Annotated in this window: 15 protein-coding genes; 8 read left to right on the top strand and 7 right to left on the bottom strand. The window is 72.4% G+C overall.

Translation table 11 applies throughout. The features are described from left to right. Positions 1-4: 4 nt before the first annotated feature. Positions 5-724: a hypothetical protein gene (locus BJP25_RS34550; protein WP_075974253.1), complete on the bottom strand. Its 720-nt coding sequence runs from the start codon at positions 722-724 to the stop codon at positions 5-7. A 189-nt stretch (positions 725-913) separates the two neighbouring features. Here BJP25_RS34550 and BJP25_RS08395 point away from each other — a divergent pair, with 189 nt between their 5' ends. From BJP25_RS08395 to BJP25_RS34040, 4 genes are all read left to right on the top strand, one after another. Beyond that, entirely contained in the window at positions 914-1,648 is a 735-nt protein-coding gene (locus BJP25_RS08395; RefSeq protein ID WP_075974252.1) for a response regulator transcription factor, read from the top strand. Continuing rightward, a complete protein-coding gene (locus BJP25_RS08390; protein WP_084793795.1) occupies positions 1,626-3,164 on the top strand; it encodes a sensor histidine kinase in 1,539 nt (512 codons plus the stop codon). Before BJP25_RS08395 ends, BJP25_RS08390 begins: the two co-directional genes overlap by 23 nt. 170 nt (positions 3,165-3,334) lie before the next feature. Next, positions 3,335-3,766: a hypothetical protein gene (locus BJP25_RS33150; RefSeq protein ID WP_143218949.1), complete on the top strand. Its 432-nt coding sequence runs from the start codon at positions 3,335-3,337 to the stop codon at positions 3,764-3,766. Between the two features lie 348 nt (positions 3,767-4,114). Beyond that, positions 4,115-4,339, top strand: a complete 225-nt coding sequence (locus BJP25_RS34040; protein WP_158075619.1) for a hypothetical protein — start codon at positions 4,115-4,117, stop codon at positions 4,337-4,339. A gap of 134 nt (positions 4,340-4,473) precedes the next feature. Here the strand turns inward: BJP25_RS34040 and BJP25_RS08380 are convergent, their stop codons facing one another. The 3 genes from BJP25_RS08380 to BJP25_RS08370 are packed head-to-tail and all read right to left on the bottom strand — an operon-like array spanning position 4,474 to position 5,606. Further along, entirely contained in the window at positions 4,474-4,890 is a 417-nt protein-coding gene (locus BJP25_RS08380) for an Imm1 family immunity protein (protein ID WP_075974251.1), read from the bottom strand. After that, positions 4,878-5,195, bottom strand: a complete 318-nt coding sequence (locus BJP25_RS08375) for a DddA-like double-stranded DNA deaminase toxin (protein WP_269844529.1) — start codon at positions 5,193-5,195, stop codon at positions 4,878-4,880. The genes BJP25_RS08380 and BJP25_RS08375 overlap by 13 nt, the downstream gene beginning before the upstream one ends. Before the next feature lie 15 nt (positions 5,196-5,210). After that, positions 5,211-5,606: a hypothetical protein gene (locus BJP25_RS08370; protein WP_075974249.1), complete on the bottom strand. Its 396-nt coding sequence runs from the start codon at positions 5,604-5,606 to the stop codon at positions 5,211-5,213. A gap of 37 nt (positions 5,607-5,643) precedes the next feature. Between BJP25_RS08370 and BJP25_RS08365 the strand changes: the two genes are divergently transcribed. Beyond that, complete coding sequence (locus tag BJP25_RS08365) at positions 5,644-5,871, top strand: hypothetical protein (protein ID WP_075974248.1); 228 nt, start codon at positions 5,644-5,646, stop codon at positions 5,869-5,871. Positions 5,872-5,883: 12 nt separating this feature from the next. Here BJP25_RS08365 and BJP25_RS08360 read toward each other — a convergent pair whose 3' ends face one another. After that, positions 5,884-6,075: a DUF3072 domain-containing protein gene (locus tag BJP25_RS08360; protein WP_075974247.1), complete on the bottom strand. Its 192-nt coding sequence runs from the start codon at positions 6,073-6,075 to the stop codon at positions 5,884-5,886. Positions 6,076-6,185: 110 nt separating this feature from the next. Here BJP25_RS08360 and zwf point away from each other — a divergent pair, with 110 nt between their 5' ends. Next, entirely contained in the window at positions 6,186-7,565 is a 1,380-nt protein-coding gene (gene zwf / locus BJP25_RS08355) for a glucose-6-phosphate dehydrogenase (RefSeq protein WP_075974246.1), read from the top strand. Beyond that, entirely contained in the window at positions 7,562-9,328 is a 1,767-nt protein-coding gene (locus BJP25_RS08350; protein ID WP_075974245.1) for a glycoside hydrolase family 15 protein, read from the top strand. The genes zwf and BJP25_RS08350 overlap by 4 nt, the downstream gene beginning before the upstream one ends. On the opposite strand, the gene BJP25_RS08345 is transcribed toward BJP25_RS08350, so the two are convergent. Beyond that, complete coding sequence (locus tag BJP25_RS08345) at positions 9,319-9,666, bottom strand: MmcQ/YjbR family DNA-binding protein (RefSeq protein ID WP_075974244.1); 348 nt, start codon at positions 9,664-9,666, stop codon at positions 9,319-9,321. The genes BJP25_RS08350 and BJP25_RS08345 overlap by 10 nt on opposite strands. Positions 9,667-9,801: 135 nt before the next feature. Continuing rightward, positions 9,802-11,397: a hypothetical protein gene (locus tag BJP25_RS08340; protein WP_075974243.1), complete on the bottom strand. Its 1,596-nt coding sequence runs from the start codon at positions 11,395-11,397 to the stop codon at positions 9,802-9,804. Positions 11,398-11,783: 386 nt separating this feature from the next. Between BJP25_RS08340 and BJP25_RS08335 the strand changes: the two genes are divergently transcribed. Next, positions 11,784-13,667 (top strand): ArnT family glycosyltransferase, encoded by a 1,884-nt coding sequence (locus BJP25_RS08335; protein ID WP_084793793.1) that lies wholly within the window; start codon positions 11,784-11,786, stop codon positions 13,665-13,667. Positions 13,668-13,729: the final 62 nt, after the last annotated feature.

The raw sequence follows: 13,729 nt of genomic DNA, 5'->3' as shown, positions 1-13,729 counted from the left end.
CGGGTCACCGGGTGGGCGGGGCGCTCCCGTCGCCCGGGCCCGCGCCACCGGGACCACCCGCCCCGGGACCGCCCGCGCCGCCGGGGCCACCCGCCCCGGGGCCACCCGCCCCGGGGCCACCCGCGCCGCCGGGGCCGCCCTGCCGGGTGAGGCGGTCGCCCTCGGTGATCGACTCCGCGGTGGCGGTGTCCCCCTTCTCGGTGGCGATGATGGTGACCCGCTTGCCGGTCTCCACGGCGGACTTCACCGTGGCCGCGTCGATCGCGTAGGTCTTGGTGTAGCCGTCCGCGCTCTTGGCGGTGATCGAGGTGTCGCTGACCGCGGTGACCTCGCCGGTCTGCACCAGCTTCGTCTCGTAGCCGCCGCTGCCGTCCGAGGTCACGAACTCGCCGTGCAGCGCGCCCATCAGCCCGCCCATCGCACCACCGCGGGCGCCGCCCGGGAAGCCGCCGGGCCCGCCCGCCATGCCGCCGCGACCACCCTGGCCGTCGGCGCTGGCGTTGCCCGCCGCGTACACCGCGAAGCCACCGGCGGTGGCCACGCCCACGGCGACGGCGGTGGCCGCGGCCGTCTTCTTCCACGACCAGCGGGGAGCGCTGCGCTGCTCCGGGGCGGGCGCGCCCCAGGTCGCGGTCTGCTCCGGCGCGGCCTGCGCCGCGGCGGGCTGGGCCGTGGTGGGCTGCTCCGGCGCGGGCTGGCCGGGCTGTCCGGACTGGTCCGACATCGTTCCTCCTGGATCCACCGCAGGGCCCCGTGCCCTCGGTTCCGCCCAGCGTGGCCGCGTTCCCTGTGCGCAGGCTGTGCGGAGCACCAGAGGTCGCTATGTCCGGTGCCGTCGCGGGCCGCCCGCGCGCACAGGTGCTACACAGGGACCGCACAGCGCAGTCCGAACCGCCCGCCCGAGGATGGGAGCATGTCCGTGAACGCCGCCTCCCGCCCCGACCTCCGCAGGCCCGACGGCCTGCCCGTGCGCGTGCTGGTCGTCGACGACGAGCCCACGCTGGCCGAGCTGGTGACCCTCGCCCTGCGCTACGAGGGCTGGGACGTGCGCAGCGCCCTCGACGGCGCCACCGCGGTGCGCACCGCCCGGGAGTTCAAGCCGGACGCGGTGGTGCTCGACGTCATGCTGCCCGACTTCGACGGCCTGGAGGTGCTGCGCAGGCTGCGGGCGGAGTCCGACGCGCTGCCGGTGCTGTTCCTCACCGCCAAGGACTCAGTGGAGGACCGGATCGCGGGCCTGACCGCGGGCGGCGACGACTACGTGACCAAGCCGTTCAGCGTCGAGGAGGTCGTGCTGCGGCTGCGGGCGTTGATGCGGCGCACCGGGGTGACCGAGACCGGCAGCGACGCCACCCTGGTCGTCGGTGACCTCACGCTGGACGAGGACACCCGCGAGGTGCACCGGGGCGGGCAGGAGATCACCCTGACCGCCACCGAGTTCGAGCTGCTGCGCTTCCTCATGCGCAACCCGCGCCGGGTGCTGAGCAAGACCCAGATCCTCGACCGGGTGTGGAACTACGACTTCGGCGGCCAGGCCAACATCGTCGAGCTCTACATCTCCTACCTGCGCAAGAAGGTCGACGCGGGCCGCGAACCGATGATCCACACCATGCGGGGGGCCGGCTATGTCCTCAAGCCCGCCGGATGAGCCCATCGTCGGCGAGCTGAGCCCGCGCAGGCGGGCGGAGCTGCGCGAGCGGCTGCGCGCCCGCCCGGTGTCGCTGCGCACCCGGCTCATCGCCGAGCAACTGGTGCTGCTGGCCCTGGTGTGCCTGGTGATCGGCGTGGTGACCCTGCTGGGCCTGCGCGCCTACCTGGTGCGCAACCTGGAGGAGCAGCTGCGCGACGCGAGCGCGCGGGCGACCATGTTCGTCCAGCGCGGCAACCCCGCCAACCCGCTGCCGCTGCCGCCGGGCCCGCGCGAGCACCCCGGCACCGACGCCCCCGGCCAGGGCCCCGACACCCTCAACGCCACCATCCAGGACGGCGACGTCGCCATCGCCCGCAGGCTCACCAGCACCGGCGACAGCGAGGCGCTGCCCACCGACCTCGACGCGGTGCTGCTGGGGCTGCCGGTCGACGGCACCGCCCACGACCGCGAGCTGGGCGGGCTGGGCGACTACCTGCTCCTCGCCTCCCGCACCGAGCGCGGCGACCTCACGGTGATCACCGGCCTGCCCCTGCGCGGGCTCGACAACACCCTGTGGACCACCGCCCTGCTGCTGGGCGGCATCGCCCTCATCGGCCTCACCACCGCGGGCGTGGCGGGCACCCTCATCGTCCGCCGCACCCTGCGCCCCCTCGACCGCATGGCCGCCACCGCCCAGCGCGTCTCGGAGCTGGAGCTCGACCGCGGCGAGGTCGCCCTCTCCGTCCGCGTCCCCCGCGCCGACACCGACGAGCACACCGAGGTCGGCCAGGTGGGCGCCGCCCTCAACCGGATGCTGGGCCACATCGGCAACGCCCTGGCCGTCCGCCACGCCAGCGAGACCCGCGTCCGCCAGTTCGTCGCCGACGCCAGCCACGAGCTGCGCACCCCCCTGGCCGCCATCTCCGGCTACGCCGAACTCGCCCGCCGCCGCCAGGACGACCTCCCCCCGGACGTCGCCCACGCCCTGAGCCGCGTCGGCTCGGAGTCCCAGCGCATGACCACCCTCGTCGAGGACCTCCTCCTCCTCGCCCGCCTCGACTCGGGCCGTCCCCTGCTCCTGGAGACGGTCGACCTGTCCCTGCTGGTCATCAACGCCGTCAGCGACGCCAAGGCGGCGGGCCCCGACCACCGCTGGCACCTGGACCTGCCCGCCGAACCCGTCCACGCCGTGGGCGACCAGGCCCGGCTGCACCAGGTCCTGACCAACCTCCTGGCCAACGGGCGCACCCACACCCCGCCGGGGACGACGGTGACCGCGGGGGTGCGCCAAGAGGGGGATTCCGCGGTGCTGACCGTGGTGGACGACGGACCTGGGATCCCCGCGGAGCTGCTGCCGGAGGTGTTCGAGCGGTTCGCGCGGGGGGATGGGTCCCGGAACCGGGCCGCGGGGAGCACGGGGCTGGGGTTGGCGATCGTGGCCGCTGTGGTGCAGGCGCACTCGGGGACGGTGCGGGTGGAGAGCGTGCCCGGGCGGACGGAGTTCACGGTCCGGCTGCCGGCCGCTGCCGGGTGAGTGCGCTCGGCTCCGTGCTTGTTCGCGGCATTCTGGCGGGTGTGAAAAGCCTTTGGGGAAGTAGTGGCGTCGGGGGGACTATGGGTGAACCGCATCAGCGAGCCATCAGGTCATTCAAGCGAGGTTTGGCGCGATGGCGCAGCCTGCCCGAGCAGAGCTACTACTCGCCCATGGTGCTCGAACCTCACGAACGCACGGCCCTCAGCGACGTAGTTCACGCCACTGCTGTCGAAACTCTGCTTTGGATTCGCGGCTTTGATCGGGCTGCACGGGGACAGGACGGCATCGACCCTCTGTCCGGCTATGTGCGACCGGATTGGATGCGGGCCGCAACTTATGTCGCAAGCAAAGGTGTGCACCGCTTGGTCGACCTGTCGATGGTTGAACAAATTGCTACACCCTTCGCACCGCTGGGTGTCCGCCCCTATGCGGGGGTTGTCATGATCGCGCAATATCGCTGGTTGGATGACCCCGCCCAACTCCCCACCCCACGACCCCAAGACATATCCGAGCAAACAGCATTCTTAACATTTTGGGCCGGTCGATTCCTGTCGCAAACTCTTGCTGAAGTGGAACAGTGGATTGAGCAGTGGATCGAATAGTTGCACCCGGACTCCGCTCTCGCTTCTATAGCGTGAGCCCCTAAGGAAGGACTGTGATGACCACACGACAGCGTGCCGGGGCCACCGGCAAACCGCCCGCCACTGGCGCGACCGGGCTGGCCGTCACCTGGCGCAACAAGCGCTTCACGCTCCCCACCGCCGAGGCGTTCCCCTTGGAGGCGCTGGAGGCTGAGGAAGAGGGCAAGCATCTGACCGCGCTGCGGTACATCCTCGGTGATGAGCAGTACGCGGCGTGGCGGGTGCTGGCGTCCACCACGGCCGACGCCGAGGAATTCTCCACCCGCGTCATGAAGGAGCTGGGGGAAACCGCTGACCGTCGCCCAGCTATTGGGCGACGACATCACCGCCGAGGCCCTGGAGGTCGACCTGCTCGCAGGTGGGGTGGACCTGCTCGACCTGTACCGGGGCGGACTGTCCTACCGGCGACTGTGCGCCCTGGTGACCCACCTGCCCGATGACGCTGCCGTGTGGAGCGCCCACCGGCCCGGTGGCAGGTACAGCACCGTCGAGCTGCTGCTGGTCGCGTTGGAGCGGCGGATCACGGTCTTGTAGGCCACCGTGGCTGCTGCGCTCGGACAGCCGGTTCCCGATGAGCATCTGGCCGGGCCGCTCGACCATGGCAGGGCGGACGAGGAACCCGAGTTCCAGGTGCGGTCGCTGCGGGAGATCGCAGCGTGGATGCGTGGTTAGGGTTCCTCGGAGACGACGGACGGGCGGGTGCCGGTGGCCAGGAACTCGTGCAGGCCCCGGCGCACGGTCTCGATGGGGACCTCGGAGTCGGCGGGGACGTCGCTGAGACTGCCCATGTAGACGTACTCGACGGTGGTGGCCGGATCGCCATCACCGATGGTGCGCCCCGCGTCGTGTGCGTGGTAGTGGATGAAGCCCTTGTCCTGTCCGAGCCCCACTTCGAGCACAGGGTAGCCCTCGTTGCCCAGGATGCCGACCTGGATCATGGCCGGACAGCGGTGGGCGACGGTGTCGGCGCGCACCCGCTCGATGAGCGCGTCGAGTTCGGCGGCGGTCCGCATGGGGATCACCGGGTCGCCCTCGTCGTAGGCGTCACGGCTGTCCTGGTCGTACCAGACGCCTAGCTCGGCCACTTCTTCCCTCCAGTGAAGACCTCGTGGTAGCCGGGACCGTATACGGTCAGGGTGCACCCGGCGGGCAGGATGACCGGCAGTAGCTTCCGGCAGCCCATGAACCCCTCGCACGCCCGATTGTTGATCACCAGGGTGACCTCGCGGGTGCCGGTCTTGGCCATGCGCTTGGCAACCTTCATCTCGACGTGGTGGATGGTGACCAGCGTCCCGCGCGGGTTCAGCCCGGCCTGCGTCAGCAGCTCTGTGACCTCGGCCGACTCGGCGTCGTCCCCGCTGATGACCACCTCGCCGGTCGGGTCACCCAGGATTCTGCCGTGGGTCTAGCGACCCTCCGGATTCGGCTTGGGGACCTTCGGCGGCAAATCGTCCAGCACATCCTGCACCTGCGGCGGCGGGGGCGGACGCCCTGGCTCGCGCCGCGCCGCGGCGGGTGACCTCGCGCCGCTGGCTCGGCGCTGTTCGATCGCAGTCGGGGGCGGTTGAGGCCCGCCCACAACGCGGGCCAAGTAGTCCTCCACGAGCGCCCGCGCCCGCTGGAGCAGCCCGTGCACCTCGGTCAGGGTCCGCGCCGCGTTGCTCAACTGGGCGACCGCCTGGCCTGCTTCAGCCTGGGTCGACCCCGCCACCGCCGCTGACAAAGCCTGGTGGGCTTCATCCAGCCGACCCGCTGCCTCGACCAGCGCGGCCGGCGGCACTCGGTCGAGCACCGCGCGCACGGCGGCGGCCGCGACCCGCCATCAGGGCTGGTGCCCCGTGGCGACTGTCGGGCATGCCTACCTCAAAGTGCTCCGCAGCCTCAAAGGGCTCGGGCAGCACCTGCGCGACCAGATCCGCGCCGCCGAGGCTGGCGCCCCAGCGGTGTCGCTGACCACGCAGGTGCAGACCGCGCTGCTGCGCGAGCAGTTGCGTGCTGCCGCCCGTGAGGGTGACCAGACCACGCCGGGGGTCCGGCGGCAGCCAGAAAGGCGAGCGCAGCGGTGAGGATGAATGCGTTTAGGCGCCGCGCCCGGTCTTCTGCTGAAGGGCGTCGATGCGCTCGCTGGCCTGCGCCTTGGTGAGGTCGTCGGGGACCTCCTCACCCGCCTCCTGGGCGAGGGTGTGCAGGTAGGAGCGCTGGGGACCGGTCATGGGTTCGTCGCCGGTGACCCAGTCTTCGGTGGGCTTGTCCGGGGTCGGGTCGGTCATCGGTGCTCCTCGTCTCGAACGCCTGTTCGTCCAGGTGGGACAACGCTAGCCCGGGTGGCGGTGGGGCGCACGACGAGCAGCGGGGGCCGAGGGGGCGAATACTGGCGCCAATGGAGACGATCCCGCCCCACGTGTTCGTGATCTTCGGTGCCACCGGGGACCTCGCCAAGCGCAAGCTGTTCCCCGGGCTGTTGCGGTTGCACCGGGAGGGGCTGCTGCCCGAGTTCGCCGTCGTCGGGTCGGGGCGGCACTCGCCGGGCACGGACGAGGAGTTCCGGGCGAAGCTGGGGTTGGCGGACGAGCCGGGGTGGGCGGAGTTCGCCCAGCGGGTCACGTTCCAGACCTCGTCGGCGGAGGACGGCGCGGACCTGGCCGAGGTGGTGGCCCGCAAGCGCAAGGAGTTGGGTGAGGACTCGCGCACCCTGCTCTACCTGTCGGTGCCGCCGGGGACGATGCAGCCGATGGTGGCCATGCTGGGCCACACCGGGTTGGCCCAGGACGCGCGGTTGGTGCTGGAGAAGCCGTTCGGCAGCGACCTGGGGTCCGCGCGCGAGCTGAACGCCGCCCTGCACGAGGTGTTCGACGAGGACGACCTGTTCCGCATCGACCACTTCCTCGGCAAGGAGGCGGTGCAGAACATCCTGGTGTTCCGCTTCGCCAACGGCCTGCTGGAGCCGGTGTGGCGGCAGGGGCACATCGCCTACGTGCAGATCGACGTGCCGGAGGAGATCGGCATCGAGGGCCGGGCGAGCTTCATGGAGGCCACCGGCACCTTCCGGGACATGGTGTCCACGCACCTGTGCCAGCTGCTGGGGTTCCTGGCGCTGGAGCCGCCCACGGAGATCTCCGCCGAGGCGCTGCGCGCGGAGAAGCTCAAGCTCTACCGGTCGCTGCGGCCGCTGGACCCCGGCAAGGTCGTCTTCGGCCAGTACGAGGGCTACCGGGACGAGGAGGGCGTGGCCGACGACTCCGACGTGGAGACGTTCGTGGCGCTGGAGGCCCGGGTCGACAACTGGCGGTGGAAGGGCGTGCCGTTCTACCTGCGCACCGGCAAGGCGATGGCGCAGAGCCGCCGGGTGATCACCGTCGGGTTCACCGAGCCGCCGCTGTCGATGTTCCCCGGCGAGGTCGCGGGCTGCCCGAGCGAGCTGGTGTTCGAGCTGACCGAGGAGCCGCAGCTGGCGCTGCGCATCCGGGCGAAGGTGCCCGGCCCGACGATGGAGATCGGCTCGGCGCGGATGGACCTGGACTTCGGTGAGGCGTTCGAGGGCAGCCGACCGCTGGAGGCCTACGAGCGGCTGCTGCTGGACGTGCTGCGCGGGGACCAGACCCTGTTCTCCGGTGCCGCGGAGATCGAGCGGTTGTGGGAGGTGTGCGAGCCGGTGCTGGCGGACAGGCCCGCCCCGCACCCCTACGCCAAGGGCGGGTGGGGGCCGCAGGAGGCGCTGGACCTGCCCGGGGAGCTGGGCTGGCGGGTCCAGCGCGGATGAGCCGCTCCCCCATCGCCGAGCACGGGATCATCGGGGACCTGCGCACGGCGGCCCTGGTGAGCACCCGGGGCGTGGTGGACTGGTTCTGCGCCCCGCGCTTCGACTCCCCCAGCGTCTTCGCCGCCCTGCTCGACGACGAGCGGGGCGGCGGCTGGGCGATCGAGCCGACGTGCGAGGTGGTGACCAGGCACCAGTTCTACTTCCCCGACACCAACATCCTCATCACCCGGTTCCTCACCGAGGACGGCATCGTCGAGGTGCAGGACTACATGCCGATCCTGCGCCCGCACGACCCCGACCACCGCCAGCGCCTGGTGCGCCGGGTGGTGAACGTGCGCGGGGACGTGCGGGTGCGGGTCCGGGTGCAGCCGCGGCCGGACTACGGGCGCACCACGCCGCGGGCCACCGGGGACCGCAGGCGGGTGCGGTTCGACTCCGCGGGCCTGCGGCTGGAGCTGAACTCCACCGTCGACCTCGACGTCGACGACGGCGTGGCCACCGCGGAGTTCTCCCTCGCCGGGCAGGACGCGGCGCTGTTCGTGCTGACCGTGGGCGACGGCGAGGACGGGTGCTCGCAGGACTGGTTCGACGCTACTGTGCGGTTCTGGCGGGACTGGCTGTCGCAGTCGCGGTACACCGGGCGGTGGCGGGAGATGGTGCACCGCTCGGCGCTGACGCTCAAGCTGCTCACCCACGAGCCCACCGGCGCGGTGATCGCCGCGCCGACCCTGGGCTTGCCCGAGCAGCTGGGCGGCGAGCGCAACTGGGACTACCGGTACGTGTGGCTGCGCGACGCGGCGTTCACCCTGTACGCGCTGCTGCGGCTGGGGTTCACCGACGAGGCGGAGGCGTTCACCGGCTGGCTCACCGACCGGGTGACCGACGACCACGACGGGTCGCTGGGCCCGCTGCGGGTGATGTACACGATCGATGGGGACAGCGACCTCGACGAGGTGGAGCTGGACCACCTGTCCGGTTACGGCGGGTCGCGGCCGGTGCGGGTGGGCAACGCCGCCGCCGGCCAGCTCCAGCTCGACGTCTACGGCGAGATCATCGACTCGATCTACCTGTTCGACAAGTACGGCGAGGGCATCTCGCACGACTCGTGGTCGAGCCTGTGCGTGCTGCTGGACTGGCTGATGGACAACTGGGACCGCCCCGACCACGGCATCTGGGAGTCGCGCGGCGGCCCGAAGCAGCACACCTTCTCCCGGGTGATGTGCTGGGTCGCCGTCGAGCGCATGGTCCGCGTCGCCCGCCGCCGCGGCCTGCCCGCCGACCTCACCCGCTGGACCACCGTCCGCGACGAGATCTACGCGCAGGTCATGGACCGCGCCTGGACCGGCGAGGCCTTCGCGGGCGTCCTCGACGACGGCGAGCTCGACGCCGCGGTGCTGCTCATGCCGATGGTCAAGTTCTGCTCCCCCACCGACCCCCGCTTCCTGTCCACCCTGGACACCATCGACGCGAACCTCGTCGTCGACGACAGCCTGGTCTTCCGCTACGACCGCGCCGACGGCCTCGACGGCGACGAGGGCACCTTCTCCCTGTGCTCCTTCTGGTGGGTCGAGGCCCTCGCCCGCACCGGCCAGCACGACCGCGCCCGCCTGGCCATGGAGAAGATGTTCACCTACGCCAACCACCTCGGCCTCTACGCCGAGGAGATCGCCCTCACCGGTGAGCAGCTGGGCAACTTCCCCCAGGCCTTCACCCACCTGTCCCTCATCAGCGCCGCCACCAACCTCGACCGCTTCTACTCCTGACCCGGGTCGGGCACGGTGTGGAGCAGGTCCTCGGGGGCGGAGAGCCGCCAGGCCTCGAAGACCAGTTCGGTGAGCTCGTCCTCCTCGACGCCGTCGAGGAGGACGACGACCCAGCCGAAGCCGCCCCAGGTGAACTGCTCCTCGAAGACGTGGGGGCGTTCGGCGACGAGGGCCTTCTGCTCGGAGATGAGCTGCTTGAGCCCAACGGTCTGGGTGCGGGGCCAGTAGTAGGCGAAGCGGTTGCCGCGGACGGTGAGGGTGCTGTGCCGCTCGCCGTCGGAGCGCGTGACCTCCGCCAGCGACTCGGTGATCCGGAAGAACTGCTCGTTGGTCGCCATCCCGCCCCCTGTCTTCGGGGGGCAGCTTAGAGGTCGGGGGCTCAGTCCTCGGCCGCACCCGCAGGGCGGCGTCGGGGGCGCAGGCGTGCAGGGCCCGGCCGGGGGAATCCCGGCCGGGCCGCACCCGGTCCTGGCTTACGGCACGGCGACGCGGCCGGGGGCAGCGGCGTTGTCGGCGGCCGCCTGGCTGCGCTGCGCGGTGGTCACGCACACGTCGTCACCGGGGAACGCCTCGCGCCACACGTACCCGGAGACGCAGGTGTGCGGACCGTAGGCGCCGTTGGTCCACCGGCTGGCCGCGGCGCTGTTGTCCGCGGAGACCTGGCTGCGGGTGGCGGGGGTGACGCAGACGTAGTCGCTGAGGTCCGCCTCCCGCCACGTGTAGCCGCTGACGCAGGTGTTGGGGCCGAAGACCAGGCGCGCCGGGTTCACCCGGGAGGCGTGCGCGGCGTTGTCGCTGGACGCCTGGGTGCGCTGCGCGGTGGTCACGCACACGTCGTCACCGGAGAAGGCCTCGCGCCACACGTACCCGGAGACGCAGGTGTGCGGGCCGTAGGCGCCGTTGGTCCACCGGCTCGCCGCGACGCTGTTGTCGTAGGCGACCTGGCTGCGGGTCGCGGGGGTGACGCAGACCTTGTCGGTGGAGCGGGCCTCGCGCCAGACGTAGCCGGACACGCAGCGGGTGGTGATGTCGGAGGTGATGGTCACCGCGGCACCGGTGGCGGTCTTCGCGCCGAGGGTGATGGTGACCCCGTTGGCGCTCAACGACTGCACGGGCGCGCGGCCCGCGGCCGGGGTGGCGCGCAGCAGGTACGGGGTGCCGCCGCGGACCTCGTGGATCAGCACGATGTCGGCCGGGATGCCCGCGCTCCAGCCGGTCTTCCGGCGGTACTCGACGGTGTAGTAGTTGTGCAGGTCGTTGGGGTTGAACGGGATCCGCACGACCAGCGGCCCGGAGCCCGCACCGGGGGTCTCCAGCGGGGCCAGGGTCACCGTGCGCGACCCGACGCCGTCGGCGCCGAGGGTCAGCACCCGGTTCGAGGGCAGCCAGCCGAGCTTGTCGCGGAAGTAGCCGTTGAGGCCGACCGCGCTGGTGCCGAAGTTGGTGGTGCCGAAGGCGTGGATGTTCATCGCAGACATCTGGTCCCACGGGTCGTCGTACTCGCCGGGCTGCGACCACGAGGCGTTCTGGTAGGTGGTGTCGTTGGAGAACGAGTGCCCGAGGCCGTAGCCGTGCAGCATCTCGTGCGCGGCGAACCCGACGTTCCAGGCGCCCGGGTCGAGCAGGACGCGCCCGCCCGCGGCACCGGAGTCGACGTAGTCGTTGAGGATCGCGACGGTGCGGTGGCCCGAGGGCACGGCGTAGCCGTTCGCGGCCGCGGTGTCCACGCAGTCCTGGATGCGCTGGCCGCGGCTCTTGCCCTGCTCCTGGGCCAGGGTGAACGCCATGGTGTACCAGCCGCGCACCACCGACCCGGTGAGGGTGACCTTGCCCGCGGACTGGTCGGCGAAGTAGTCGGCGACGCCGCCGAGCCCGGCGCCGTCCTGGGTGAGGAAGTTGCGGAAGAACGCCGGGGCCTGCGGTTCGGCGGCGCGGTCGGAGAACTTGCAGAGCAGCACCGACCAGCCGGTCTGGCCGCGCACCGGCACGGCTTGCGCGGGCGGGGTCAGCACGCCGAACGCCAGCAGGGCGGCGAAGAGCGCGATGAGCGCGGCGCGGGTTCTGGGCACGGGGAAACCTTTCTGCGGCAGGGTGAATACCGCGTCGACGGGGGACGCGGTGCGGTGGTCCGGGGGTGGCCCACCTCGCCTCGTCCACCGGTCAGGGGCCGGTGCGGGCGGGTGTTCCGATTTCCACGAGGTAGGTCGGCGCTTTCCCCGCGGACGTTTCGGGGCGGTTTCCGGGCCGAAGGTCCCGAGTCCGGATAAGCCGATAATCTCCTTTCCCCCCGCGATGCCGGTGACCTGCGGTCTCCGCCGGGGCGCCGGAGCGGGCGCGGCGGGCAGGACCACCCGATCGGCGGTGCGCGGTGCGTCACACCCCGTTCACGGATCGCACAGCTCGCTCACAGGCAACCCACACCGACCACCCAGCGCGGCCCAGCACCGTCATCGCCATGACCCTCGTCGCCGACCGCACCGCGCCCACCGACGACCCCGGTGGCGCCCCCGAGAGACCCGCCCGACCCCGGCCCGGGCTCCACCGGGTCGGGCTCGCGGTGCTGCTGGTCGGCACCGGCGTGCTCTACCTGTGGGACCTGGGCGCCTCCGGGTGGGCGAACGCCTACTACTCGGCCGCCGCGCAGGCGGGCGGGCAGAGCTGGTCCGCCTGGTTCTTCGGCGCCACCGACGCCGCGGGCGGCATCACCGTGGACAAGACCCCCGCCGCCACCTGGCTCATGGGCCTGTCCGTGCGCGTGTTCGGGCTCAGCTCGTGGAGCGTGCTGGTGCCGCAGGCGCTGTGCGGGGTCGCCGCCGTGGCCGTCCTGCACGCCGCCGTCAAGCGCACCTCCGGCCCGGCGGCGGGCCTGGTGGCGGGCGCGGTGCTGGCGCTGACGCCGGTGGCGGCGCTGATGTTCCGGTTCAACAACCCCGACGCGCTGCTGGTGCTGCTGCTGACCGCGGCCGCCTACTGCGTGCTGCGTGCGCTGGAGGGCGCGAGCCCGGCGTGGCTGGCGTTGGCCGGGGCCGCGGTCGGGTTCGCGTTCCTGGCGAAGATGCTGCAGGCGTTCCTGGTGCTTCCCGCGTTCGGGCTGGTCTACCTGGTCGCGGCGCCGACCGGGCTGGGCAAGCGGCTCGCGCACCTGGGCGGGGCGCTGGGCGCGGTGGTCGTCGCGGGCGGCTGGTGGGTGGCCGTCGTCGAGCTGGTGCCCGCGAGCGCCCGCCCCTACATCGGCGGCTCGCAGGAGAACTCGGTGCTGGAGCTGGCCCTGGGCTACAACGGGATCGGGCGGCTCAACGGCGACGAGGTGGGCAGCGTCGGCGGTGGCGCCGGCTGGGGCACCCCGGGCCTGACCCGCCTGTTCGGCACCGAGATGGGCTCGGAGATCGCCTGGCTGCTGCCCGCCGCGCTGCTGGCGCTGGTGGGCGGGCTGTGGCTGACCCGGCGGGCCCCGCGCACCGACCGCACCCGCGCGGCGCTGGTCGTCTGGGGCGGCTGGCTGGTCGTCACCGGCCTGGTCTTCAGCCTGATGAGCGGCATCATCCACCCGTACTACGCGGTGGCGCTGGCCCCGGCGGTGGCCGCGCTGGTGGGCATCGGCGCGGTGGGGTGCTGGCGCAACCGGCACGACCACGCCTCGGTGGGCCTGCTCGCGGCCGGGGTGGCGATCACCGCCGTGGAGTGCTCGCTGCTGCTGGCCAGGGAGCCGGACTGGCTGCCGTGGCTGCGGCCGGTAGTGCTGTTCGGCGGGCTGCTGGCGGCGGCGCTGATCGTGCTGCTGCCGGTGCTGCCCCGGCTCGCCGCCCGGGGGGTAGGGGTGCTGGCCCTCGTGCTGGCCCTGGCCGCCCCCGGCGCCTACTCCGTCGCCACGGCCGCGGTGGCGCACTCCGGCGCGCTGCCCTCGGTGGGCCCGGCCGGGCAGGGCTTCGGCGGTGGTCCCGGCGGCGGGTTCGGCGGGGGCCGCGGCGGCGGCATGGGCGGCCTGCTCGGCGCGCCCACCCCCAGCGAGGCGGTGGTGACCGCCCTGCGCACCGGCTCCGAGGGCTACGAGTGGGCCGCGGCGGTGATCGGCTCCAACAACGCCGCCGGGTACCAGCTCGCCGTGGACCTGCCCGTGTTCGCCCTCGGCGGCTTCAACGGCACCGACCCCGCCCCCACCTTGGAGCAGTTCCAGCGGATGGTGGCCGACGGGCGGGTGCACTACTACATCGCGGCCACCTTCATGCAGGGCAGCTCCGGCAGCGACGACGCCCACGAGATCGCCGACTGGGTGCAGCGCAGCTTCACCGCCACCGACGTCGACGGCGTCACCCTCTACGACCTGTCGGCCGGGGCGTGATCCCGGTCATGACGGGCGAGGACACAGGTTCCGCACAGCTTCGGCACACCGACCACCCAGCG

Origin of the sequence: Actinokineospora bangkokensis (genome assembly GCF_001940455.1) — a bacterium.
Classification (GTDB): Bacteria; Actinomycetota; Actinomycetes; order Mycobacteriales; family Pseudonocardiaceae; genus Actinokineospora; species Actinokineospora bangkokensis.
This window is presented reverse-complemented; position numbering and strand designations above follow the sequence as displayed.

Excerpts from the sequence above, each read along its gene's own strand:
- BJP25_RS08390 (WP_084793795.1), top strand. The coding sequence starts at position 1,626 with ATGTCCTCAAGCCCGCCGGATGAGCCCATCGTCGGCGAGCTGAGCCCG.
- BJP25_RS33150 (WP_143218949.1), top strand. The coding sequence starts at position 3,335 with ATGGTGCTCGAACCTCACGAACGCACGGCCCTCAGCGACGTAGTTCAC.
- BJP25_RS08395 (WP_075974252.1), top strand. The coding sequence starts at position 914 with ATGTCCGTGAACGCCGCCTCCCGCCCCGACCTCCGCAGGCCCGACGGC.
- BJP25_RS08350 (WP_075974245.1), top strand. The coding sequence starts at position 7,562 with ATGAGCCGCTCCCCCATCGCCGAGCACGGGATCATCGGGGACCTGCGC.
- BJP25_RS34550 (WP_075974253.1), bottom strand. The coding sequence starts at position 724 with ATGTCGGACCAGTCCGGACAGCCCGGCCAGCCCGCGCCGGAGCAGCCC.
- BJP25_RS08360 (WP_075974247.1), bottom strand. The coding sequence starts at position 6,075 with ATGACCGACCCGACCCCGGACAAGCCCACCGAAGACTGGGTCACCGGC.
- BJP25_RS08335 (WP_084793793.1), top strand. The coding sequence starts at position 11,784 with ATGACCCTCGTCGCCGACCGCACCGCGCCCACCGACGACCCCGGTGGC.
- zwf (WP_075974246.1), top strand. The coding sequence starts at position 6,186 with ATGGAGACGATCCCGCCCCACGTGTTCGTGATCTTCGGTGCCACCGGG.
- BJP25_RS08345 (WP_075974244.1), bottom strand. The coding sequence starts at position 9,666 with ATGGCGACCAACGAGCAGTTCTTCCGGATCACCGAGTCGCTGGCGGAG.